Genomic DNA, 23,715 nt, shown 5'->3' on the forward strand with positions numbered 1-23,715 from the left:
GAGCCTGTTTCATATCTCATGAGTAGCAATTGTTTTTAGCATCAAGCGAATAAAGCAAAGATTGAGTTTAGCTGTAGCATTAACGAGAGTTCTCTCAAAGTTCTTAACTAAGATTTTGCATCTTTCAACCCAAGCATTTGACCTTTCAATTACCCACCTTGTCAGCACAACTACAAACCCAGACAGACCTTTTTCTGCCTTCTGTTGCTTTGATACCTTAGGAGAAATTTCAAACCTAATCTTAGTCATAATCTCAGGATAAACCTTCTGTAAATCAGTCGTCAATTTTTCGATATGATAACCACTATCCAGCAATATCGTAGTTAGCGTAATGTCATCTGGCTTCGATTTGAAGTAATCAATGTTAAACGTTAACATCTCAATCAGTCCTTGGTCATCTGATACATTTGCTCTTGTTAAATAGGTAAAGAAAGGAAATCCCCAGAGTGTCAACGGCTAAATGTCTTTTGATCCCGTTAGTTGCTTTGTAGGAGCAGAAGCCCTTGGATTCTATACTTGCATTACAAGTATTTTTCACTGCTTGTGAGTCAATGATGATTAAAGTTGTCCATTTTGATTTTTTTTGACTGTTCACGGGCTGTTGCATGTAAAGCTTCCATAATCGCAGTAAATGTACCTGTATCTTTCCACTCCTTGTAGTATCGATACACTGTAGAGAATGGTGGTAAGTCTCGGGGCATATCTCGCCAATTACAACCGTTTTTGAGTTGGTAGAGTATGCCGTCTAAAATTTGTCTTTTTGTCCAAGTTGGCGGTCTAGTTTGCTTTTTCTTTGGGAGCAATGGTTCTATAATTTCCCATTCTTTATCTGTTAGGCTACTTGAGTATGGATTTAGCATTTTCTAAGCATCATAAATCTTGCTCATAATAAATATGAAACAGGCTCTATAAAGGTCTTGAAGGTTCAATAACCCTTTAGTAACTAATTTACTTTTTATCGTTCACAGCGATGTTTGGCAACCCAAGCATCTTTTTTTTATTTATTTTTATGAATAGTTAATTTAGGAGATATTAATTTTGGGGGCAGTATATTACTGAATACGCTGTATGAAATCTTAAGAATGTGGCTTGTAATTTAGTGATACCTATGGATATTCAAAGCATCATTCAAGGCTATGCTCAAGGGCATTTTTTGATGTCTGAGGGAGATAACCAACCCGTGGAATGGTATTACAGTAGTAAGCGCACTTTAATTCCCCTAGATCAAAGATTTACCTATCCCCGATCGCTCCAAAGAAGCCTGAATCAAAATCGGTTTGAGGTCAAAATTAACAAAGCTTTTAATGAAGTTGTGGCAGGATGTGCAGATCGGGATACAACTTGGATTTCTAATGAACTCAGGCAAATTTATGCGGCTCTTAATCAAGCAGGATGGGCGTATAGTTTTGAAACCTGGTATGAAGGTAAGTTGGCAGGGGGCATTTTAGGGATCAGCATTAATGGCGCATTTATTGGGGAGTCTATGTTTTATCGAGTGCCAGATAGCTCCAAAGTGGCAATGGTAAAGTTAGTCGAACATTTGCGACCGCGGGGTTTTGTTCTATTTGATGCCCAGATGATGAATCCACACTTAGCAAGATTTGGTGCCTTGGAAATTAGCGATCGAGACTACAAAAAGCTCTTAAAAACTGCCCTAGAAAAATCATGCTCTTTTATTTAGGCTTCAATTAAGTTTGAAATTTAGGTATTAAAGTGTTAAAAGTATTAAAAATTTGGACTAAATATTTATAAGTTCTGGAGTTCAATCAAATCACTTTATAAAAAGAGTTAAAAGGGCTGAGTTATAAAATTATTTAAATAGTTCTTCAAATTGAAAATCAACTATGACCAACCTTAACCCCAGACAGCAAAAGGTGTTGTGGGCAACTGTAAATCACTACATTGCCACGGCGGAACCTGTTGGGTCAAAGGTGATAGCTGAAGGTTACAAATTTAATATTAGTCCAGCCACCATTCGCAATATTATGGGCGTACTGGAAAAGTCGGGATTACTATATCAGCCCCATACTTCTGCAGGGAGAGTGCCATCGGACTCAGGCTATCGAGTATATGTCGATCATTTAATTCACTTAGATAAAGCCGCACATACGATTCCAATCTTGGAGCAAAAACTAGAACAAAAATTTGATGCGATCGCCTACCAAAATTTAGAACATCTTCTCCGCAGCACCGCCCAAATCTTAGCTACCTTTAGTGGTTGCATTGCCATGATTACTAGTCCTAATCTGCAAACTGCCCGCATTCGCCATGTGCAATTGTTAATGGTCGACCATCAAACTTTAATCCTAATTTTAGTCACTGATACCTATAACACCACATCGGTAACGGTGAAACTACCCCCAGATATGGAGGTAAGTAGCCTAGAGTCGGAAATCCAAATTTTAACTAATTTTCTTAATACCCATCTGCGAGATCAGTTAATTACAGATTTAACTAAGCTGCGATGGCAGGAACTAGATCAAGAATTTCAGCAGTATGCTCAGGTCTTAACCACTTCTCTAAAAGAACTTGCTGCCATTTGCAATCCACCCGAAATTAATCAAATATTCATTAGTGGACTAACTGAACTATTACGCCAACCAGAATTTAGTCAATTGAACCAAGTACAAGCAATTATTCAACTGTTAGAAGTGGATCAAGCATCTTTATTTCCTCTAATTTTTAATAATGCTTCTAATAACCCTGCTAACGCCTTAACTATTAGAATTGGGAATGAAATTTCCCTAGAGCCAATTCAAAACTGCACCCTAATTTCAAGTACCTATAGCTATGATGATGTGCCTGTGGGTAGTGTGGGGGTTTTAGGTCCAACTCGGATGGATTACGAACGGGCGATCGCTTCGGTGCAAGTAATAGCACATAATTTGTCTGAAGCAATGAATCAAAGGCTATAACTAATATAAGCTGAGCATAAATCTGAGGTAAAAAAATGCGACTATTAGGATTGATTGTAACTGTGGGCATAGTTTTATATCTAGTCACATCGTCACTTAATAAGCAAACTAAGCCAGATGCAGTAAATCAAAATCTTTTAGATAAACCCGCAGAGGTAAGAACTGAAGTTAATAAGGCACTAGATGCTACCGAAAAAGCCAGACAAGATGCCTTAAAACAAGCCGATCCCAAAAATTAAGGCTCCAAAATCAAAAAAGATTTATTGTGATGCAGAGTTCTAAAAGCTCTAAGTTTTAACGTTATAGGCTGTGGATTAATATAAACTTGAAGGTTAATTTAGTCTAGCAGCAAAAAATGGCAACGTTTTTATTAGAAGTAGGTACAGAAGAGTTACCAGCAAGTTTTATCACCGATGCCCTGAAGCAATGGCAGCAGAAGATTCCTCTGAGCCTTACGACAAATTATCTAACCGCCACTAAAATTAGCTGCTATGGTACTCCCCGCCGTTTAGCTGTGGTCATTGAAGGTTTACCTAGACATCAGCCCGATCAAACCCTAGAAATTAAAGGTCCTGCCCTTGGAGCCGCTTATCAAAATGGTGAGCCGACTAAAGCATTATTGGGTTTTACCCGTTCTAAGGGTATAGAAATTGCTGACTTAGTAGTTAAAGAAACAGAAAAAGGTAGCTTTGTATTTGCTTACCAAGAAGTACGCGGTAGAGAAACCGATGAAGTATTGACAGAGATAGCTCCCACATGGATCACAGGTTTAGAAGGAAAAAGACTGATGCGCTGGGGTACAGGTGAGTTAAAATTTCCCCGTCCGATTCGCTGGTTAGTTGCCCTATTAGATCAACGAATTATTAGTCTGAGCCTAGAAAATGTCAAAAGCGATCGCCGTAGTTGGGGACATCGAGTTATGCATCCCCGCCCTGTAATTATCGATACAGCTAGAGACTATGTGGCTACCCTCAAGGAAGCTTTTGTGGTTGTAGATGGAGTTGAACGCAAGCAGAGAATTTGTAGCCAGATTAAAGGGGTATCGGAGTTAATGCGGGCAGAGGCAGAGATTCCCGAAGCACTCCTTGAAGAAGTAACGCAATTAGTGGAGTATCCCACCGCCGTTGTGGGCGATTTTGATCAAGATTTTTTGGCACTGCCACCTGTGGTAATTAAAACCGAGATGGTGAGTCATCAACGCTATTTTCCTTTGTATGATCAAAATAATCAGCTTTTACCCAAATTCATTACGATTTCCAATGGTGATCCAGATAAGTCTCGATTAATCGCCGCAGGTAATGGCAGAGTAATTCGGGCAAGGCTATCCGATGGTAAATTTTTCTATGATAGCGATCGCTCTGTATCCCTAGAAAGCTTTTTACCCCTATTAGAAAAAGTGACATTCCAAGAGCAGTTAGGATCGGTGTCTGCAAAGGTGGAACGGATTATCCAAATTGCTGCGGCAGTTACTGAAGTGATCCCGAATCTCGAGCTAACTACAACAGAAACTGACCAAATTAAACGTACAGCCCATCTCTGTAAAGCTGATTTAGTTGCGAGCATGGTTAAGGAATTTCCGGAACTTCAAGGGATTATGGGTAGCTACTATGCTCGATCCAGTGGTGAAGATGAAATTGTTGCCACAGGCATTTTAGAACATTACTTACCAAGAGGCTCGGGGGATCAATTACCGCAAACCTTGACGGGTAAAATTGTAGCAATTAGCGATCGCCTTGATACGTTAGTGGGAATTTTTGGATTGGGATTAATACCCACTGGTTCTTCCGATCCCTTTGCCCTCAGACGATCTGCTGCTGCTATTATTCAAATTGCTTGGGATAGTAAGTATGAACTTAATTTGGTAAATTTAATCACATCTGTAATTCAGATTTATCAAGATCGGATAACTTTACCAGATCAGAATATTCATAAAAATTTATGCAAGTGGTTTCTCCAACGTACCGAGACTTTACTTAAGGAAATCGGAGTTGACTATGATTTAGTAAATGCAGTTATTGGTAGTCATGATTCTGCTTCCGCTTTAGAGAATATAGTCTTAATTCGCGATCGCGCCTTATTTTTACAAGCAGCCCGTCAAGATGGCAGCCTAGGTCAAGTCTATGGAGTCGTAAACCGTGCCAGCCGTCTGGCAGAACAGGGTAATCTAGCCAGTGAAGTTACTGATATTAGCCAAGTTGTTGATCTTGGTCGTTTAACTCAGCCTGCGGAAATTTCTCTGTATAGGGCGATCGCATCTCTACCACCACATAATCCAGAGCATCCAAACTACAGTCAACTGTTAAGAGCTTTAATTGAGATTACACCGATCCTGAGCCAATTTTTTGAAGATGTCATGGTTATGGATGAGGATTTACAAGTACGCAGCGATCGCTTAAATATGCTGGCAGTTATTCGGAATTACAGTCGAATTTTGGCAGATTTTAGTGCAATTAATCCTAGTTAATTAATGACAAACAACTCATGCTTTATTTATCCGTTAAATATAAGTTAAACTGAGTACTCCCTGAAATAAAGTAATAAATCTAGTTAATTCTGCTTATGCCTAAACGCTATACCCTAGACCCAGCCGAAGGGCTTCGTCGTGCTGAAGAACTGGTTGCTGCTGCCCCTAATCGTTATCGGATTACTGTTCAGGTGGCAAATCGGGCTAAACTCCGCCGTTATGAAGAAGCTGATGATTATGATGATCATTTTCTCAAGCCAATTATGCGAGCGATCGTGGAAATGTCTGACGAGTTAACTCAACCAGAAATTCTCAGTGATTAGATGCTAGTTAATAGGTGAGTGAATAAATACTTAATGAGCGGGGAGGGTTGGCGACTGGGTTACTCTCCCGATGCCGAAGTTTTCGTAGGCTTAGTGGGTGCGGAAAATTGGGCGATCGAGCTTACCGAACAAGAGCTTACGGATTTTTATCGCCTTAGCTTGCAACTAATTGAGACTATGGCAGCAATGCAAGCAGAACTTGCCGACGAAGAAAAACTAACTTGCTCTGCCCAAACCACAAATATCTCGATAGAAGCCTCTGGTTTTGCGGATAGCTTTACGATTCATCTCCAACTATTAAACGGGCGCAGAGGCGAAGGGATTTGGACATCAAGGGCGATCGCAGAAATTTTAAGGACATTAGTGCAAATTTACCCGTAATTAAAAACAGACTTAAAGTCACTAAAAATGGGGTGAAACGGGGTATCAGTTTATTTTTCACTGAATTACTCGGGTGGAGAATTTTGATTATTGGCAACACCTAATCGATTTTATGCTCTCTGATTTACCCATGCCTAACTTTCCCTAATTATTGCTCTCTCCTTAACCATAAAGAGCTTATATTTTTGTGTTCAGTAGTTTGATATGAAAATTCATCTACACTTTGTAAGCTTAAAAAAACGCCTAATCCCCCCATAGGTCTTTCCTCAATGGGCTGACTTAAAATTGATTCATCGAACACTCTTTCCCTTGGATCATAAGGCAAACCAGTATCAGCAATTGTGATTTTTAGGTTTTCTGGCTCAATTTCAGCATGGATTTCAAGTATGGATTCAGTCCCAGAATTTCCACAGCCATGAACAATTATATTTGTGACTAACTCATCTACGGACAATCTGAGTTTATATGCCCTTTTAGAAGAAATTCCTGCTTCTTGACAAACAGCCATAATGTACTGACCAATGCTCTTGAGAGAGCTAAGATGAGCAGGTAAAGTCAGGGTTTTCACGATTGTTTTAATTCCAGTAACTTAGTTGCAGTGATCTAAAATGAGTTTCATGCTCCAGCTTTTTATACCATTTCCCATAGTGAGAATCACTTTTTTACAATCTTAAATTTCAATCTTAAATTTTAAGAGTCTAGTTATTTGACCAGCTATTTGTCAAAAATATAGCAAAGTTTGAGAGTAAAATTAGACCGTAATTACAAAAAATTGACGAATGCTAAAAGCTGGAATTGTAGGGCTACCCAACGTAGGCAAATCTACATTATTTAATGCCCTAGTTGCTAATGCCAAAGCAGAAGCTGCTAATTTTCCTTTTTGTACCATAGAACCCAACGTAGGTACAGTCACAGTTCCTGATGAAAGATTGGATACTCTGGCAAAAATTGGGGGTTCTGCCCAAATTATTCCCACCCGTGTTGAGTTTGTAGATATTGCTGGATTGGTCAAGGGTGCCAGTAAAGGTGAAGGCTTGGGTAATCAGTTCTTGGCTAATATTCGTACCTGTGATGCGATCGCCCATGTGGTGAGATGTTTTGATAGCGAGGATATTCACCATGTGGAAGGCTCTACCGATCCCGCCCGTGACATTGAAATTATTAACCTTGAATTGGCTTTATCTGATCTTGCCCAAATTGAACGCCGCATTGATCGCACCCGTAAAGGAGCTAGAAGCGGAGATAGTGATGCTAAATTTGAATTAGCAACCCTAGAAAAAGTGGCAGAATTCTTAAACGAGGGTAAGCCTGCCCGCCGTGCTAATTTAAATGCAGAGGAAAAAGAAGCAATTGCAGTTTTACAGTTATTAACCCTAAAACCTACGATCTATGCTGCTAATGTCTCGGAATCAGAATTGGCTACAGGTAATAAATATGTTGAAGAAGTGCGGGCGATCGCCAAGACAGAAAATGCTGAAGTCATTATTATTTCTGCCCAAGTTGAATCAGAGTTAGTAGATTTGCCCGAAGCAGATCGTAAGGATTTCTTAGAATCTCTTGGTGTAACCGAAGGTGGACTAAAAAGCTTAATTAGAGCCACCTATCACCTGTTGGGATTGCGTACCTATTTCACCGTTGGACCCAAAGAAGCAAGGGCATGGACAATTAATGCTGGCATGACTGCTCCCCAAGCCGCAGGGGTAATTCACTCTGATTTTGAAAAGGCATTTATTCGTGCCGAGACCGTAGCTTTTCCAGACCTAGTGGCAAATGGCTCCATGAAAGCTGCTAAAGAAAAGGGCTTAGTCCGTAGTGAAGGGAAAGAATATATTGTTCAAGAAGGTGATGTAATGCTATTTCTAACCAGTGCCTAGGTGCAAATCTTGCCTATTCCGCTAAAAGTTGCCGCAGTTTAGGAATAGCTTGCCGAGTCCGTTGATAACCTTCAGCAATAATCAAATCCGCTTGATGAAAATCAAAGATGCCATATTTACATAAATCTGGTTCTATCAGCAATTCAGGCGGATCAATCTCTAGATTCAGCTTTGTTACTTTCTGCTCCATAATGTTAATAGTAGTACCGATAATATCAAAAATATTAATTGGGGATTCATTGTTAGGTAGCCACTGTTCTAGCTTCCCTTTCAAGTTTTCAGTCAAAATATTGTAGTGCGCTCGGATTGCTTTAACAAAGTCTTGTTCAACCTCTTTCTCCATTTCCTCATCTTTCTCTAAGCTGTTTCCTTCGTTGTTGTCCTCTAAATTTGGGTTTTCTAGAACTGCGGCTATGTAATTATGATTTAGGTTTACAGCTAAAACCACATCTGCCCCCATTTCTCGTACCACATTGACAGGGACAGGGTTAACAATGCCCCCATCACCCAGATAAAGATCATTTTTCTTAAATGGTGTAAATACTCCCGGCATGGAAATACTGGCTCGAATTGCGTCTGCCATCAAGCCTGATTGTAAACGCATCTCCTGCCCTGAAACTAAATCCGTGGCGATACAGCAAAATGGAATCTCTGCTTCTTCAATTTTAAGATTTTTGATTTGGTCGGTTAGTAGGTTATAGATTTTATTACCGTCCAGAAGCCCTTGATGGGGAAATACCAAGTCAAAATAGGAAAGCATCATCTTCCAACTCAACTCTCGGACAAACACCTCCAATGCTTTAATTTCGCCTGCGGCATGTACTCCACCCACAAATGCCCCAATACTTGAGCCAGCAATATAATTAATCGGAATCTGTGCTTTTTTTAGAGCCTTAATTACACCAATATGCGCCCAACCTCTGGCTCCACCACTACCTAGAGCTAATCCCAATGTTTTAGTCATACTCATTTAAATTTTTATAATAAATTTTTTATAAATTTCCTAAGTAAGTTTCCCTAGCATACATTGTTATTCAAGTGTTGATTGGATAAGGATTAAGCACTTTACAATGAAGATTTCTCACTGTAATTGCTAGGGGTAATTCACAACTCATGGAACTCAAGCAACTAGACTGGTAGATGCAGCGACCTTTAAAATTTTGAGCCATGATGGGGAATTATAAAAAAGTAAAAATCAAAACTAGAAAATTAAAAAAATTTGTTCTCTTACTAATTTTTAGCTTTACTCTCTATGTAATTAGTAACCTAGTATTAATTTCACCTAATCTTCAAAATATTCCCTTTGCTGCCGCCCAACCCACTCGTTCAGAGATTCGTGGGGTATGGATGACTAATAATGACCTAAATATTATGCGCGATCGCCGCAAACTCAACGATTCCCTAACTCAATTAAAGAGACTAAACTTTAACACCATATATCCCGTAGTGTGGAATTCTGGGTATGCCATGTATCCAAGTGCTACTGCCCAAAAAATCGGAATTCAAAATTTTTTATTCAAAGGTACTCAGGGGCAAGATATTCTGGCAGACGTTATTGCTCAGGCACATAGTCAGGGTTTACTAGTAATTCCGTGGTTTGAGTTTGGGTTTATGGCTCCCACCACATCTGAATTAGCGGTAAATCGTAAAAACTGGCTCACGGTAAAGCGCGATCGCGGTCTTAATTCTATCAATGAAGATGGAGAAGTGGTATGGCTTAATCCTTTTCACCCAGAAGTGCAAGAATTTATTACTAATTTAGTGTTGGAAGTTGTCTCTAACTACGATGTGGATGGAATTCAATTTGATGACCACATGAGTCTGCCCAAGGAATTTGGCTATGATGACTACACCATAAATTTATACAGAAAAGAGGCGTTACTTAAAAATCAAGCCTGTGCACTAAGTCGGCGTAGGATAGCATCAAAACCCAAGCTATTACCCAAAGTAGTATCACAAGCCAAAGATTCTAAACCTATACCCCAACCGAGTCCTCAAAATTGCCTAATCATTCCCACTGAACCATCAATTAATGCTGATGATCCAAATTGGGTAAAGTGGAGAGCTAATAAGATTACTGAATTTATGGTGAGGCTGAATAAAGTTGTTAAACAGAAAAACCCCAAGGCAATATTTTCCGTTTCACCCAATTACTTTGACTTTGCCTATAAAGAACAGCTTCAAGACTGGGTAGCATGGGTAAGACAAGATATAGTGGATGAATTAATTGTGCAAGCTTATCGTCCCGATTTACAAGGTTTTCTGAATTTAATCAATCGACCTGAGATCGAAACAACAAGACAAAAAACTCTAACAGGTATTGCCGTACTATCTGGCTTAAGAACTAATCCCGCCCCAATTCGTCAGATTCAATTGCAAGTCCAAGCTGTGAAAGAACGGAATTTAGGTTTATCCTTTTTTTACTTTAGTAGTCTATGGAATTATGGTCCAGAGCCGATTGCCGAACGCCAAACCCAATTTAGAAGCTTTCTTAGCAGTCCGATTCGGAATAATGATTTTGGTCCGCTAATTAACTAACTCTTATCAACTAGGAATACCTAATTCCCGCTTCTTTTAAGAGTTTAAGAGCTACCCCAAGGCGATCGCAGTCAGCAATTAAACTTACACGCACATATCCTTCCCCACCTCGACCAAAGGCATTGCCGGGCGTAATCACAATCCCAGTGCGTTGCAATACATCCAAAGCAAAATCCGTAGAGCCGATTCCCCTCGGACAGGGAACCCAGAGATACATTGTGGCATAGGTTTTAGGAATATCCCAGCCCAATTGCCCTAGACCTTCAATCAGAAAATCTCGGCGTTCTTTGTAGCGATTACGCACAATTTCCAAATAGCTATCGGGTAGATTTAAGGCTGTTTCTGCCGCAGTTTGAATTGCCGAAAAAATTCCATAGTCTAAATTAGTTTTTAATGTGCGTAGGCATTGAATGACATGACGATTACCCACCACAAAGCCTACACGCCAGCCAGCCATATTATAGGTTTTAGATAAAGTATGAAACTCTACCCCAACATCTTTACCCCCGGGAATTTCTAAAAGACTGGTGGGTTGATAGCCATCAAAGGCAAGCTCGGCATAACATAAATCATGAACTAGTAAAATTTGGTATTTTTGGGCAAATGCCACCATATCCTCAAATAATTTCCGAGGAGCGATCGCCGCTGTAGGGTTACTAGGATAGTTAAAATACATCACCTTAGCACGTCTAGCTACATCTTCAGGAATGGAATCCAGATCAATTACCCAGTTATCCTCTGGCTTGAGAATTAGCTCATAGATTTCTGCCCCTGCAATTAAAGGTCCACGGAAATGGGCAGGATAGGCGGGACTAGGCACAATTACTAAATCACCTGGATCAATGAATGCCAAAGCTAAATGGGTCAAACCTTCCTTAGAGCCAATTAGAGGCAGTGCCTCACCTTCAGAGTCCAGATTAACATTGTAACGGCGGTGATACCATTCAGTGATTGTGCGGCGAAAATTTGGGGTGCCTTCAAAGGGGGGATAGCCATGATTGCGGGGGTCTTGCAGGGCAGCGATCGCACTTTTAACTACGGGTTCTGGCGTTGCCCCATCGGGATTACCCATCCCCAGATCAATCAAGTCCAGTCCTTGCGCCCTTGCTCTAACTTTTAATTCATCTAGTCGAGCAAACACATAGGGGGGAAGATTTCCCAATCTTTGAGCAGGCTTCAGCCAATTTAGCATAGTAAAAATAAAGATCACAGACTAATCAATTTACTATTTCTTGAGACTAAATGGTTATATAAATCACACTAATTAGCGGAACTAGAACAACTGACTATCGGGATTTTTATAAATCATTTTTGGGTTTTGGATCATAAAGCTACTTTGCTATGGCTTTGCTAGGCGGCAGATTGACATTTTTGGCTAAACCAACAACTTGTAATAGCCAGATCGACCACCAAGTAATATCAACTTCCCACCACCGCCAACCACATTTCGCCACTTGGGGATAAGCATGATGGTTATTGTGCCATCCCTCTCCGTAGGTAAGTAGGGCTGCCCACCAGAGATTACGGGAATTATCATTACTGGCAAAGGATTTGTATCCCCACATGTGGGTAACTGAGTTGATCAGCCAAGTGGTATGCCAAAGGAGTACGACTCGCACAAATACTCCATAGATAATAAACGACCATCCACCCATGAGGTAAAGTAAGCCAGCTAAGGGAATTTGCAAAGCTAAAAAGTAACGATTGAGCCAACGGTAATAGGGATCACGATCTAGGTCTGGGGCAGAACGTTTATAGAGCCTGTTTCATATCTATTATGAGCAAGATTTATGATGCTTAGAAAATGCTAAATCCATACTCAAGTAGCCTAACAGATAAAGAATGGGAAATTATAGAACCATTGCTCCCAAAGAAAAAGCAAACTAGACCGCCAACTTGGACAAAAAGACAAATTTTAGACGGCATACTCTACCAACTCAAAAACGGTTGTAATTGGCGAGATATGCCCCGAGACTTACCACCATTCTCTACAGTGTATCGATACTACAAGGAGTGGAAAGATACAGGTACATTTACTGCGATTATGGAAGCTTTGCATTCAACAGCCCGTGAACAGTCAAAAAAAATCAAAATGGACAACTTTAATCATCATTGACTCACAAGCAGTGAAAAATACCTGTAATGCAAGTATAGAATCCAAGGGCTTCTGCTCCTACAAAGCAACTAACGGGATCAAAAGACATTTAGCCGTTGACACTCTGGGTATTTAACAAGAGCAAATGTATCAGATGACCAAGGACTGATTGAGATGTTAACGTTTAACATTGATTACTTCAAATCGAAGCCAGATGACATTACCCTAACTACGATATTGCTGGATAGTGGTTATCATATCGAAAAATTGACGACTGATTTACAGAAGGTTTATCCTGAGATTATGACTAAGATTAGGTTTGAAATTTCTCCTAAGGTATCAAAGCAACAGAAGGCAGAAAAAGGTCTGTCTGGGTTTGTAGTTGTGCCGACAAGGTGGGTAATTGAAAGGTCAAATGCTTGGGTTGAAAGATGCAAAATCTTAGTTAAGAACTTTGAGAGAACTCTCGTTAATGCTACAGCTAAACTCAATCTTTGCTTTATTCGTTTGATGCTAAAAAGAATTGCTACTCATGAGATATGAAACAGGCTCTATATTGATCGTATTTAAAGAACTCATCGTGGGGGTAAAAAATCCACATCATGTGACTCCACCAAAAGCCTTTACTTGCCGCATAGGGGTCTTTAACCGCATCTTCAGTAAAGGCATGATGGGAACGATGTCCCGACACCCAAAAAATGGGACCGCCTTGCAATGAAAGTGCGCCGAGGGTAGCAATTATATATTCCAACCACTGGGGTACTCGTAAACTGCGATGGCTAAGTAAGCGGTGATAGCCCAAACAGACACCAATGCTGCCAAATAGCCAATGAAGACAGATCATTACGCCCAAGGCTGACCAAGAGAAAAACCAAGGTGCTAGTAATGCCAAGATATGAATGGCAGAGAAAAAGATGACGGCTGACCAATCAAGAGATGGCGGTTTTTCAGGTTCAGTTCGGAATAGAAAGGATTTCATAGGTAATTAAATTAATGAACTTGTCCACGTTGAGCTTCAGCATCTATAGGATTGATTAAATACACCCTGAGAATTTGCCAGAAAATGCCAAGGAATATGGGTAACTTTTGCAGAGTTTTGATGATCTGGGGGCGATCGCTATGCTCAATAGCTAGAAGTTGGAAATTATAGTCAGAGCATTTTTCTAAGTGGAGGAAAAAGTCGGGATGACTGGTATCTAAAACCGCAGGAAAAGCACTAATGGCAGTATTGTTAGTATTAACTATGACTTCTTTGTTATAGGCACGGGCATCTAAACCAATGGAAGTATAAAAATCCGCACGCTCAAATACAGTCAGGGTATGGGTGGCAAATACAGTTAATAAGAAGAATCTTGACCATAGTTTCGCTTTCCAGTTGTTCCAGAGTTGGGGCTGAGATCGCAATAGTACTTTAAAGAAATCTCCATGACGATTTTCATCTTGACACCAACTTTCAAAGTAGCGAAAGAGAGGGTAAAACTGATGCTCGGGATGCCTCTGCATGTGGTAATGCACTAAAATATATCGCCAGTAACCAATTTTTTCCGATAGGTAAACAGAATAGATGACCCATTCAGGTTTAAAGAAGGTATAGCTACGGTTTTTGGTCATATTCACTAAATCTAGGGACAGATTAAAATCCTTCATAGATTTATTTAAAAACCCCGCATGACGAGCTTCATCCCTTGCCATCAGATTAAAAGCCTCTGCTAAAAGTGGACTACGATTGCCTAGCTGCCGTGATAGTTCTTTAAATAGTAAAAATCCTGAAAATTCCGAAGTGCAAGAGCGTTCTAGGAAATCAATAAAAGCAGCACGGGTTTTACTGTCAATATGTTCCCAAGATTTTTCAAACTCCTCGTCTCTTTTAAAGTGATGGCGATTGTAGTCGGTGCGAAGTTCTTGGACAACTGCTTCTAGTTCTACCTGTTGGGATGATATATCCATTTGAGCTACAGCATCATAGTCCGTAGTATAGAATCGTGGCGTTAATAGGGTTTCTTTAACTGGAACTTTAACCCCTGCACGGAGGAGTTCTGAGTCTGATTGAGTTGTTACCATTTTTTTAGAATTAATTTTTAGAATTACTTGGCATTAACTTAGAAAGGCTAATAAAGGATATTTTTTTAGATGCTTTTTTGAAAAAACCGAATCATTTTCTGATCTTCGCCTTTGATATGGTGAGTTAACCAATCGGTGAGAAATTGGATAATGTCAGTGGTAATTTCAGCTTGGCGATCGCTCCTCGAAAATCCCTCTGATCAAAATCTGTACTTAGTTCTGTGGCAGGTGGATAACTGGTATAGCGTGGCACGGGCTGATTATATTTATGCAATAAATTAAGATCAAATTTAACTGCTTGGGATAAGGTACTCATCTATGTCCATTCCTATTTTTCTTAAATCAGTAATTAATTTTGGTACAGCTTGTTGAACAATCAAGGGATACTTTAGGGGTGTGGGGCGCAGCCCCACGCAGGGGTTACACTCCTGTACCCCTTACTACACAAATCCACAAAAGACTGTAATCAGTTGAGGTGTCAAAAAATCATGCCACTACTTGCCCGTAGTGTTGTTTATGATGATGTTCCGTACTGCCTTGCCGCTCTTGCTTGGTAATTAGCTCAAATACATGACTACCGATCGCTGCCCTTACATCTGCCTCTAGTTCATCCACTACATTACGGTTAAGAGTAAAAGCATAATTGGCTTCAGCAATAATTCTCTGGATGGTCGCTTCATCCAAAGCTAGGGAATCCAATGCTTGGCGATAGGTTTCTTTAAATGCTCGTTTTGCTTCAATTGTCGGTAGTTGATCAAATTCGTATAAGGCAGTACCGCGATCGCTGGGTAAATCCAAAGCAGAACGAACGATTCCTTTTAATGCTTGTCCTCCTGATAAATCCCCCATATAGCGAGTGTAGGCATGGGCAATTAAACATACAGGATCTGTCTTAGAAATTTCACGGATGCGATCGACATAAACCTTGCCTGCCTTGAGGGGAGTAATTTCTGCCCGCCAGTTATCTCCATAATAGAAGGTCAGATCCTGCTCTAAACTTTGCTGGCGATTTAGTTCGGGGAAATATAACTTGCCAACAATGGGATGCTGAATATGTAGCCGTAACTCTTCTTCGATCGCACTATAAACCAAATAAAGATTTGCCAGTAATTTACGAAATGGTTCCCGTTCTACAATCCCCTTGAGAAAGCACTTCATAAATGCAGTATTTTCGGCAGCAGTGTGAGATTTTTCTGTACCTTCTCGCAGTTTAGTGGCTAAGTTACTATTCATAAATTCCTCTGAAAATTCTCTAAAAATTAGGTTTATTAAGCTGTATGACAAGATAAATACGCCCCCAATCAATTTCATAATTGCTTGAGAGTATCAAGTTATCAATGATTTCAGAAATTTTGCTAGGCTAAGAACCGTTTACTTATCTAACCAGCAATGTGAGCAATCCTCTTTTAAGCTAATAATGCCTTGATCGCATTGCTCAATTAAAGGAACAAGTTCATCATGAAGTGCCTGTAGCTGCGTAATTGTTTTCTGAATATGTTCGACTTTTGCTTTCAGGCGATCGCGAACGTTATAGCAACAATCCATGCCATCCCTTTGTTTTAGCGCAAGAATTTCCCCAATTTCTTCCAATGTTAATCCTAAGGACTTAGCACGAGCAATGAAAGTGAGTCTTTCCAAATCTTGATCGGCATAGAGTCGATACCCTGATTCAGAACGATTTGGTGATGGAATCAACCCAATACGCTCATAGAAATAGAGAGTTTGGGGATTTACACCTAATTTGCGTGAGACTTCACTTACTTGCAGCATCATTTACCTAATGAATACCTATAAAACTTGATGGCGTTATCATAAGCCCTATACTTAAGTATAATGTCAAGCCCTCACCCACATTAAGAAGGTAAACTTATTAAGACTTACGCACTTAAATTTACAAAGTAGTGATTCAAAGGAGTTTGAGGTCTACGTCCTCAATTGGGAACCCCTTTCAACTCTGGTTTTTTCTCTTATACTGCGTAAGTCCTGACTAGGTAATTAATTTGAATTCATGAGCAACTCTAATAAAATCCGAGCGATTATTATCGATCCTGCGGTTCCCGAGCGGTTAGTAATTCGAGAAGTTGAGCCTCCTGTAGCATTACCCAATGAGGTGATCGTCAAAGTTGCGGCATTTTCCCTCAACCGTGGTGAAGTACGACGTTCTCTAACTGCGGAAGCGGGATGGCGACCTGGGTGGGATTTTGCGGGAACTATTGAGACTGAGGCTAAAGATGGTTCTGGTTTGCCTGTGGGAACCCGTGTAGTGGGATTTTTACCTGCTGGTGCTTGGGCAGAAAAAGTAGCGGTGCCAACCCATGCGCTCGCCCCTCTTCCCGATGCTGTGGAATTCAAAGTTGCGGCAACTCTTCCCGTGGCTGGATTGACTGCCCTCCTGTCCCTAGAACGAGGAGGACTATTACTAGATCGCTCGGTATTAATTACAGGTGCTTCTGGGGGAGTTGGGTATTTTGCCTCTCAATTAGCGGCTGAAGCGGGAGCGATCGTTACAGCCCAGGTTCGTCACCCTGAATTAGTGGAATTTGTCAAAGCAGCAAAAGCAGATCGAGTGATTGTTGGCGATCAATTCGATCAGTATGCCCCCTACGATCTTGTGCTTGACTCTGTGGGTGGAGAAGTCCTACCTAAAGCATTGGAACAACTGTCCTCAGATGGAACCTATGTGCTATTCGGAGCTACGGCTGGCGCAAATATTACCTTCAATGCCTCTCGATTTTATGGCAAAGGCGGCTTAAGTTTGTATGGATTTATTCTCTTTCACGAACTGAAAAAACAACCCGCTGCTGTCGGATTAGCTCGGTTAGTGAAATTAGTTGCCAATGGTTCTTTAGTTCCGCATATTGATGTAGAAGCTCCGTGGAGTGAAGTTGCCCAAGTCTCTCATCAGTTAAACGATCGCCAGTTTCTCGGCAAAGCTGTTCTCCACATTGAACCTTAAGGAATTTAGGTGTAAAAATCGGGCTAAAGTCCTTTTTATCTTGGTTTTAATTATAGATGATGGTAGATGTAGGCTTTTGAAGATTTGATTTGGATTTGCAATTTATATTTGAAATTTGTTAAGTGCTGCAAATCAATTTATTTTTCGATACTTATTAAACAATCTGCCCCAATCCACTTCGCTTAAACTACATATATACCAATCCTCTTAGCTTAAAAATCAGCATCAAGAAAAGAATTTATGTACGCGTACGGAAATTTCCTAGTCGAACTAGAAGGCATTGAAGTAATTAATTCACCTACCCAAGTAGCTAAGCTATCCGAGGACTACTTTCGCTTTAGCCCCATCCTTACGCCAGTTTTAGAAAATAAAGTTGCTGATTTGGTATTAAGACCTAAAACTGAAAGTGAAGTAATTCAAATCGCCCAAGCCTGCGTCAAGCATCGTATTCCCCTGACTGTGAGAGGGGCTGGCACAGGAAACTATGGACAGTGTGTGCCATTAAATAGAGGCATAATTCTTGATATTACTCGGATGCAGGGAATCAAGTGGCTGAAGCCGGGCTTAGCTTGTGTGGAGGCAGGGATTAAACTGGGGGCATTGGACAGAAAAGCCCAAGAAATTGGTTGGGAAACACGCATGGTACCTTCAACCTTTCGGAGTGCTACAGTCGGTGGGTTTATTGCGGGGGGAAGTGGTGGAATTGGTTCAATTTTGTATGGGCAACTGCGCGATCGCGGTAATCTCAGGGCTGTCAGAGTTGTTACCCTCGAAGACACTCCACGCATAATTGAATTGCGGGGCGACGATGTTCAAAAAGTGAATCACGCCTATGGTACCAATGGGATTATTACGGAACTGGAAATTCCCCTTGCTCCTGCCTATGGTTGGGCAGAATGTATTGTGGCATTTAAGGAATTTGAGGTGGCAGCAAATTTTGGGCAAGCTTTAGGTAATGCCGATGGGATCATGAAAAAAATGATTAGTGTCCATGCGGCTCCTATTCCTAGCTTCTTTATCGCCTTAAAATCCTATATTTCTACCTCAAGTCATTGCGCTTTAGTCCTAGTGGCAGAGTCGGATTTAGAACCATTTAAGTCCTTAGTTCAAGAGTACAAGGGAGAAATTTGCTACGAGAAATCTGCCCAAGACGCAAGCAAGGGTTTAACTTTGGTGGAATTTTCTTGGAATCACACTACCCTCCATGCCCGTACTGTCGATCCATCCTTAACCTATTTACAAAGTTTGTTCCCTGATGTGGAAAAGGTTATGGAGATGTATAGATACTTTAGCGATGAAGTCATGATGCACCTAGAGTTTATTCGCATGAATGGCAAAATTATTCCCGCAGCGATTCAGATCATGGAATTTACAACTAGCGATCGCCTAGAGGAAATTATTAAATATCACGAAGATCATGGAGTTTTAATTGCCAATCCCCATACCTATCTACTTGAAGATGGTGGCATGAAAGCGGTCAATCAAGAACAGCTAGACTTTAAGCGACTAGTTGATCCCTACGGGTTAATGAATGTGGGCAAAATGCGAGCTTATTTATAAGTTATCACAGCGATCACCACAAACGAGGTTAAGGTTCAACCTAAATCTGCAATACCTTATAAACTGTATCTAAATCCACCTGATCTGTAACTATGGCACTACCGATCGCCTTGGGCATAATAAATATTACTTTGCCACGGTCGACTTTTTTATCTTGGGACATGGCGGCAATAATTTGCTTGGGGTCAATATCTTGAGGTAATTTTGTCGGTAATTTTGCCTTATAGATTAATTCTAATTGTGCCTCTTGATCGCTTTGTTGCCAAAATCCTAATTCCACGGCGATCGCACCCGCAATTACCATCCCTAGTCCCACCGCTTCACCATGATTAAATTTGCGATAATTTGTCACCATTTCGATCGCATGACCGACCGTATGACCATAGTTCAGGATTGCTCTTAGGTTTCCTTCTTTTTCGTCTTTACTGACAATTTCAGCCTTTGCTTTGGCGCAGTGAACCAAAATTAGGTATAAAGTTTCAGGTTGTAAGTAACGGATTTGATCTAGGCGTTGGCAAGCAGATAATTGCTCAAATAATTCCCGATCCCAAATTACCCCGTACTTAATTACCTCAGCCATTGCGGCTCTAAACTCACGGGCGGGTAGAGTTTTTAAGACTTCGGGATCAGTCCAAACTAAACGAGGCTGATGAAATGCCCCTATGAGATTTTTGCCTTGGGGATGATTAATCCCAGTTTTACCACCGATCGCCGAATCCACCATCGCCAAAAGTGTAGTCGGTACCTGCACAAAATCCAGTCCCCTGAGCCAAGTCGCAGCCGCATAGCCCGCCATATCGCCAATTACGCCCCCACCCAAAGCCACAATGATTGAAGATCGCTCTAATTTATTATGCAAAGCGGCATCATAGATTTTTTGTAAAGAGGCTGCGGTTTTAAATCTTTCGCCTGCGGGTAAAATCAAACTAGCGACCTCAAACCCTTCTGATGCTAAGGAGTTAACAGTGCGATCGCCGTAGTGCTTAAAAATAACAGGATTAGAAACTATTAAAACCTTCTTACTTTTTTTACCTAAGCCCAAGTTTATTAATTTCTCGCCTAATCCTTCCAGACTGCCCGCAGCGATCGCAATTTCATAGCCCTGAGTTTGTTTATTTGGGAAATCGACGGTGATGGTTGTGGTTGTCATAATTGTCATAGTTGCAAATGTGATTAATTGAAATTACTGTTGGTAAACCCTACCTTTCCATGCCCCACCCTTACCCTGCCAGTGTCGCCAAGCCGAGTCCATAGTCATGAGTGTATATAAAAAAGCGATCGCAGGTAAACACAAACTGAGCCACCACGGACACCGATAAAACCTAATTGTAGGGATATAGGAAATTGTCATGATCGTTAAAGTCAAACCTGAAGCAATCGTCACATAGTTCTGCCCTAGCAATAACCCCAGAACTAAGCCCAAGGGTGGCAGGATATAAATAATGCCCATGCCAATTAGGGTACCAATTAATAACAGAGGGGAGTAGTTAAGCTGCGTGTAGGCGGTGCGAGCTACCATATCCCAGATGGTTTGCAGATTAGGATAGGGTCTAAGACTACAGGTGGTATCACTTAATCCCAGCCAAATTTTACCCCCAGTGGATTTTACGGCTTGTGCCAAAGCGCAGTCATCAATTAAAGCTTGACGGATCGAACTAATGCCACCAATTCGATCTAAGGCTGTGGTTTTAATTAAAATACAACCTCCTGCTGCGGCTGCCATGGAATTTTGTGGATTATTAACCCAAGCAAAGGGATAGAGTTTTTGAAAAAAGAAGACAAAGGCAGGAATGAGCCACTGCTCCCATCGGCTTTCGCAGCGCAGGCGTACCATGATCGAGGTTAAGTCTAGGTTTTCAGTTTCTGCCTTGGCAACTAGATTTTGTAAGTTATGCGACCCATGACAAATATCTGCATCCGTCAGCAAAATATAATCAGGATTGAGGGTTTGGGCATAGCGGGTGCCCTGTGCCATTGCCCATAGTTTCCCTGTCCAGCCAGTGGGTAACGGTTGAGAATTAATAATAGTTATATTCTTAGCTGTCTGTTTTGCCGTGTCGTTGGCGATCGCCGCCGTGCCATCGGTACTTTGATCATCTACTACAATAATTTGGACGGAACCTCGATAGGTTTGGGTGAGAAGCGATCGCAGGGTTATAGGTAATAAATCGGCTTCATTCCGGGCAGGAATCACTACACAGATCGAAGGATAGGGATCAGAATTATTGGTATTAATAGAAGAATCCGCATCTAACTGCTGATCACATCGCCAAAAACCACCCCATCCCCCAATTAATACTAACCAGATTAATAGGGACAGCACAGAGAATCCGAACCAAATTTGAGTGAAATTAGGCATTAGTTAACTAAGGGGATTATTTAAGGATTTGGTTTAGCAGGAGTTAGGGTTGGTGATGAAGTTGGAGTTGGTTGGGGTGATGGCTGTAAGGTGCTTTCCAGAGCATTTTGAGCAGATAAGCCATCCTCTGGAGTACCAAAATACCATAGAGCCACAGCCGCCTCAGCACGGGTGACATTTTTTTGGGGTTGGAAAAGGGTTGTATATCCAAAGCTGCGACGAATATTGGATAAATCCCCAAGCTTAAAGTCCGCTAATACAAATTTGAGACTTATCGGACTAATGCGATCGCTATCTTGAAATCCCCATGCTTGTTTGACTGATTCTAGGTTAGCGGCAGGTATAGCAGCACGAATATCTAAAGGGATTTTCCATTGCAATAACATTTCTCGACTGATGGGATCGTTGGGGCGAAATCTACGACTGGTATTAGCAACACTAGGATCGGTGGGAATTAATCCCACATTCGCTAAAGCCTGAATTACAGGAAAATCTGGATCACTAGGGGGAATATCAACAAAGACAGGAGTGCTGTTAGCATCAGCCAAACGAATTTGACGGGTAGGACGACTGGCATAAAGACGATTATTAGTATTCACCAGCCATCGGGCATATTCACGTTTTTGGATTAAGTCATTGGGCTTGAATTGATTATCAACTTTAGCAGTTATCGTTCCCAGCTTTTGTAAATCCGTAATTGGCGATCGTAAAGCCTCGGACAGAGTCTCAATATCGCTAAAACCATTAACCTGATTAGTCTGTGTAGCAGTTGACGGTACCTGAGCAGGCGTAGAAGTATCTATGTTTTTATTAATTTGGGTATTAAGGGTATTAAGTTGTGGGTCTCGCAGATATTGCAAAAAGATATGGGTAGAACTTGGAGAAGTAGTGGAGTTAGCTGGTGAGTTTTCTGGAGCAGAAGGCGAATTAGTAGTATTAGCTGGAGTAGTAAGAGATTGAATGGAAAGGGTCACTAATAAATCTGATTTTTGGACGACAAAGTTACCATCGGGTGATCGCAAAATTACCCGCCATTGTTGTTTAGTAAAGGCATCATCATAAAATTTAGAAACTTGGGAAACTGAATCTGCGGTTATCCAATGGGCGGAAATATTTGCAGAAATATTTTGGGTACTAATCCAATCGCTTTTTTGGAGGACTGCTTGGGGATAGATGGGAATATCACTACTAAAATCCTTGGGTAAAGTTTGCTCCACAGGTGAAGAATTAGCTACGGTTCTGGCAGTTGGAGCGATCGCCCCTTCTACTGTTGTGCCGATACCTGTGCCTTTGCAAGCACTTAAGCCTGTGATTGAGGCGATAATTAAGCATAAATAAATACTAATACGCCGAAGCTGATCAAGCTGATTCATATTCCCAAAGTTTCTAGGTCTAAGTTAGAAGCAGCACTAGCTAATTCCTGAATGTTGCTTAAATCCGAGATATAGGGTAGCACTCCTAGTACAGGTATAGATGTTAGAGCTTGAATTAGATCGACTGGAGCGAAGTCCTCAATATTGTTTTCTAAATTAGTATCTGGATCAGAATTTGGATTAGAGCAACTTAAAACTATACCCCGCAGTTTAATTTTATACATTCTTGCCAAAGCCACATTTGCCACTGCTTGAGCGATCGCCCCTAATTTTAACGACACTACCAATACAGTTTCAATATGCCAATCCTTAGCTAAATCTGCCACGGTATATTCATAGGTGATAGGTGAACCCAGTCCTCCTAAAGCCTCGACTAATACGCGATCATATTTATTTTGTAAAGTTTGAAAATGTTGCCAAATTAATCCCAAATCTAAAGGTTTATTTTCTCTGAACATGGCGATTGCTGGGGCAATGGGAGTTGTAAAAAAAATCGGCGTAATCTCCTCTAAACTCTGGGTTAACTTAAAGGTGGAATGAAAATATTCCCGATCGCCCACGCCAGACTGCACGGGTTTATAAATTGCCAAACTAGAATCAGAGCGATAAATTTGCTGATAGGCGGCTAGGCTAGATGTTAAAACAGTTTTACCCACACCCGTATCTGAGCCAACAATCAATAAAGGTTGCATTAATAGCTTATTAAAAATAAATAATTAAATTAGAACCATAGGACTAAGGCACTCAAATTCACAAAGCTGATATATGGGAGTTTGAGGGCTACGCCCTCAGTTGGGGCTTTGCCCCAAACCCCTT

At 40.9% G+C, this 23,715-nt stretch carries 27 protein-coding genes and 2 pseudogenes; 13 read left to right on the plus strand and 16 right to left on the minus strand.

Annotated features, from left to right (window positions below; all coding sequences use genetic code 11):
• Positions 1-9 precede the first annotated feature (9 nt).
• Genes SYN7502_RS01990 through SYN7502_RS01995 form a run of 3 tightly spaced genes read right to left on the minus strand, consistent with a single transcriptional unit; the run spans position 10 to position 860 of the window.
• Positions 10-378, minus strand: a complete 369-nt coding sequence (locus tag SYN7502_RS01990; protein ID WP_246828953.1) for a transposase — start codon at positions 376-378, stop codon at positions 10-12.
• A gap of 16 nt (positions 379-394) precedes the next feature.
• The gene (locus SYN7502_RS20825; RefSeq protein ID WP_246828954.1) at positions 395-595 is read right to left on the minus strand and encodes a hypothetical protein; all 201 of its coding nucleotides are present in this window, start codon (positions 593-595) and stop codon (positions 395-397) included.
• Complete coding sequence (locus SYN7502_RS01995; RefSeq protein ID WP_015168729.1) at positions 549-860, minus strand: transposase; 312 nt, start codon at positions 858-860, stop codon at positions 549-551. Before SYN7502_RS01995 ends, SYN7502_RS20825 begins: the two co-directional genes overlap by 47 nt.
• A 242-nt stretch (positions 861-1,102) precedes the next feature.
• Here SYN7502_RS01995 and aat point away from each other — a divergent pair, with 242 nt between their 5' ends.
• From aat to SYN7502_RS02025, 6 genes are all read left to right on the plus strand, one after another.
• Positions 1,103-1,681, plus strand: a complete 579-nt coding sequence (gene aat, locus SYN7502_RS02000; RefSeq protein WP_371257838.1) for a leucyl/phenylalanyl-tRNA--protein transferase — start codon at positions 1,103-1,105, stop codon at positions 1,679-1,681.
• A 163-nt stretch (positions 1,682-1,844) separates the two neighbouring features.
• Complete coding sequence (gene hrcA, locus SYN7502_RS02005) at positions 1,845-2,915, plus strand: heat-inducible transcriptional repressor HrcA (RefSeq protein WP_015167230.1); 1,071 nt, start codon at positions 1,845-1,847, stop codon at positions 2,913-2,915.
• Between the two features lie 35 nt (positions 2,916-2,950).
• The gene (locus tag SYN7502_RS02010; RefSeq protein WP_015167231.1) at positions 2,951-3,154 is read left to right on the plus strand and encodes a hypothetical protein; all 204 of its coding nucleotides are present in this window, start codon (positions 2,951-2,953) and stop codon (positions 3,152-3,154) included.
• Between the two features lie 116 nt (positions 3,155-3,270).
• The gene (gene glyS / locus SYN7502_RS02015; protein WP_015167232.1) at positions 3,271-5,379 is read left to right on the plus strand and encodes a glycine--tRNA ligase subunit beta; all 2,109 of its coding nucleotides are present in this window, start codon (positions 3,271-3,273) and stop codon (positions 5,377-5,379) included.
• Between the two features lie 95 nt (positions 5,380-5,474).
• Positions 5,475-5,702, plus strand: a complete 228-nt coding sequence (locus tag SYN7502_RS02020; protein ID WP_015167233.1) for a DNA-directed RNA polymerase subunit omega — start codon at positions 5,475-5,477, stop codon at positions 5,700-5,702.
• Positions 5,703-5,720: 18 nt separating this feature from the next.
• Positions 5,721-6,083: a DUF1818 family protein gene (locus SYN7502_RS02025; RefSeq protein ID WP_041429174.1), complete on the plus strand. Its 363-nt coding sequence runs from the start codon at positions 5,721-5,723 to the stop codon at positions 6,081-6,083.
• Between the two features lie 148 nt (positions 6,084-6,231).
• Here the strand turns inward: SYN7502_RS02025 and SYN7502_RS02030 are convergent, their stop codons facing one another.
• The gene (locus tag SYN7502_RS02030) at positions 6,232-6,651 is read right to left on the minus strand and encodes an ATP-binding protein (protein WP_015167235.1); all 420 of its coding nucleotides are present in this window, start codon (positions 6,649-6,651) and stop codon (positions 6,232-6,234) included.
• 211 nt (positions 6,652-6,862) lie between these two features.
• Between SYN7502_RS02030 and ychF the strand changes: the two genes are divergently transcribed.
• Positions 6,863-7,957: a redox-regulated ATPase YchF gene (gene ychF / locus SYN7502_RS02035; RefSeq protein ID WP_015167236.1), complete on the plus strand. Its 1,095-nt coding sequence runs from the start codon at positions 6,863-6,865 to the stop codon at positions 7,955-7,957.
• 13 nt (positions 7,958-7,970) lie between these two features.
• Here ychF and SYN7502_RS02040 read toward each other — a convergent pair whose 3' ends face one another.
• On the minus strand, positions 7,971-8,921 hold the full coding sequence (locus tag SYN7502_RS02040) for a patatin-like phospholipase family protein (RefSeq protein WP_041429175.1): 951 nt from the start codon (positions 8,919-8,921) through the stop codon (positions 7,971-7,973).
• A gap of 203 nt (positions 8,922-9,124) precedes the next feature.
• Between SYN7502_RS02040 and SYN7502_RS20830 the strand changes: the two genes are divergently transcribed.
• Positions 9,125-10,495: a glycoside hydrolase family 10-like protein gene (locus SYN7502_RS20830; RefSeq protein WP_246828955.1), complete on the plus strand. Its 1,371-nt coding sequence runs from the start codon at positions 9,125-9,127 to the stop codon at positions 10,493-10,495.
• Between the two features lie 10 nt (positions 10,496-10,505).
• On the opposite strand, the gene SYN7502_RS02050 is transcribed toward SYN7502_RS20830, so the two are convergent.
• On the minus strand, positions 10,506-11,687 hold the full coding sequence (locus SYN7502_RS02050; RefSeq protein WP_015167239.1) for an aspartate aminotransferase: 1,182 nt from the start codon (positions 11,685-11,687) through the stop codon (positions 10,506-10,508).
• Between the two features lie 139 nt (positions 11,688-11,826).
• Positions 11,827-12,201, minus strand: a pseudogene (locus tag SYN7502_RS02055) (fatty acid desaturase); the annotation flags it as partial.
• 98 nt (positions 12,202-12,299) lie between these two features.
• On the opposite strand from SYN7502_RS02055, the gene SYN7502_RS02060 reads away from it, so the two are divergent.
• Genes SYN7502_RS02060 through SYN7502_RS02065 form a run of 3 tightly spaced genes read left to right on the plus strand, consistent with a single transcriptional unit; the run spans position 12,300 to position 13,133 of the window.
• The gene (locus SYN7502_RS02060) at positions 12,300-12,611 is read left to right on the plus strand and encodes a transposase (RefSeq protein ID WP_015168135.1); all 312 of its coding nucleotides are present in this window, start codon (positions 12,300-12,302) and stop codon (positions 12,609-12,611) included.
• Positions 12,565-12,726 (plus strand): hypothetical protein, encoded by a 162-nt coding sequence (locus tag SYN7502_RS20835; RefSeq protein WP_246828903.1) that lies wholly within the window; start codon positions 12,565-12,567, stop codon positions 12,724-12,726. The genes SYN7502_RS02060 and SYN7502_RS20835 overlap by 47 nt, the downstream gene beginning before the upstream one ends.
• A 38-nt stretch (positions 12,727-12,764) precedes the next feature.
• A complete protein-coding gene (locus SYN7502_RS02065) occupies positions 12,765-13,133 on the plus strand; it encodes a transposase (protein WP_246828904.1) in 369 nt (122 codons plus the stop codon).
• Here the strand turns inward: SYN7502_RS02065 and SYN7502_RS02070 are convergent.
• The 5 genes and pseudogenes from SYN7502_RS02070 to SYN7502_RS02090 all read right to left on the minus strand — a co-directional run bounded on the left by SYN7502_RS02070 (position 13,117) and on the right by SYN7502_RS02090 (position 16,424).
• Complete coding sequence (locus SYN7502_RS02070) at positions 13,117-13,569, minus strand: hypothetical protein (RefSeq protein ID WP_371257795.1); 453 nt, start codon at positions 13,567-13,569, stop codon at positions 13,117-13,119. The two genes, SYN7502_RS02065 and SYN7502_RS02070, sit on opposite strands and share 17 nt — an antisense overlap.
• 11 nt (positions 13,570-13,580) lie before the next feature.
• On the minus strand, positions 13,581-14,651 hold the full coding sequence (acsF, locus tag SYN7502_RS02075; protein ID WP_015167240.1) for a magnesium-protoporphyrin IX monomethyl ester (oxidative) cyclase: 1,071 nt from the start codon (positions 14,649-14,651) through the stop codon (positions 13,581-13,583).
• Between the two features lie 175 nt (positions 14,652-14,826).
• Positions 14,827-14,967 (minus strand): annotated as a pseudogene (locus SYN7502_RS02080) (oxygen-independent coproporphyrinogen III oxidase); the annotation flags it as partial.
• Positions 14,968-15,137: 170 nt separating this feature from the next.
• Positions 15,138-15,884, minus strand: coding sequence for a biliverdin-producing heme oxygenase (locus SYN7502_RS02085; RefSeq protein ID WP_015167242.1), 747 nt, complete (start codon positions 15,882-15,884; stop codon positions 15,138-15,140).
• Positions 15,885-16,022: 138 nt separating this feature from the next.
• Complete coding sequence (locus SYN7502_RS02090) at positions 16,023-16,424, minus strand: heavy metal-responsive transcriptional regulator (protein ID WP_246828956.1); 402 nt, start codon at positions 16,422-16,424, stop codon at positions 16,023-16,025.
• A gap of 235 nt (positions 16,425-16,659) precedes the next feature.
• Here SYN7502_RS02090 and SYN7502_RS02095 point away from each other — a divergent pair, with 235 nt between their 5' ends.
• The gene (locus SYN7502_RS02095) at positions 16,660-17,607 is read left to right on the plus strand and encodes a zinc-binding dehydrogenase (protein WP_015167244.1); all 948 of its coding nucleotides are present in this window, start codon (positions 16,660-16,662) and stop codon (positions 17,605-17,607) included.
• A gap of 240 nt (positions 17,608-17,847) precedes the next feature.
• Positions 17,848-19,167, plus strand: a complete 1,320-nt coding sequence (locus SYN7502_RS02100) for an FAD-binding oxidoreductase (protein ID WP_015167245.1) — start codon at positions 17,848-17,850, stop codon at positions 19,165-19,167.
• 40 nt (positions 19,168-19,207) lie between these two features.
• Here SYN7502_RS02100 and aroB read toward each other — a convergent pair whose 3' ends face one another.
• From aroB to bioD, 4 genes are read right to left on the minus strand one after another with little or no spacing between them, the layout of a single operon-like run.
• A complete protein-coding gene (aroB, locus tag SYN7502_RS02105) occupies positions 19,208-20,302 on the minus strand; it encodes a 3-dehydroquinate synthase (RefSeq protein WP_371257839.1) in 1,095 nt (364 codons plus the stop codon).
• A gap of 48 nt (positions 20,303-20,350) precedes the next feature.
• Positions 20,351-21,526 carry a glycosyltransferase gene (locus SYN7502_RS02110; protein ID WP_015167247.1) on the minus strand — a complete coding sequence of 392 codons (1,176 nt, stop codon included), beginning with the start codon at positions 21,524-21,526 and terminating at the stop codon, positions 20,351-20,353.
• 20 nt (positions 21,527-21,546) lie between these two features.
• Complete coding sequence (locus SYN7502_RS02115; RefSeq protein ID WP_015167248.1) at positions 21,547-22,899, minus strand: S-layer homology domain-containing protein; 1,353 nt, start codon at positions 22,897-22,899, stop codon at positions 21,547-21,549.
• The gene (bioD, locus tag SYN7502_RS02120) at positions 22,896-23,591 is read right to left on the minus strand and encodes a dethiobiotin synthase (protein WP_015167249.1); all 696 of its coding nucleotides are present in this window, start codon (positions 23,589-23,591) and stop codon (positions 22,896-22,898) included. Before bioD ends, SYN7502_RS02115 begins: the two co-directional genes overlap by 4 nt.
• Between the last annotated feature and the right edge of the window lie 124 nt (positions 23,592-23,715).

Origin of the sequence: Synechococcus sp. PCC 7502 (assembly GCF_000317085.1) — a bacterium.
Classification (GTDB): domain Bacteria; phylum Cyanobacteriota; class Cyanobacteriia; order Pseudanabaenales; family Pseudanabaenaceae; genus PCC-7502.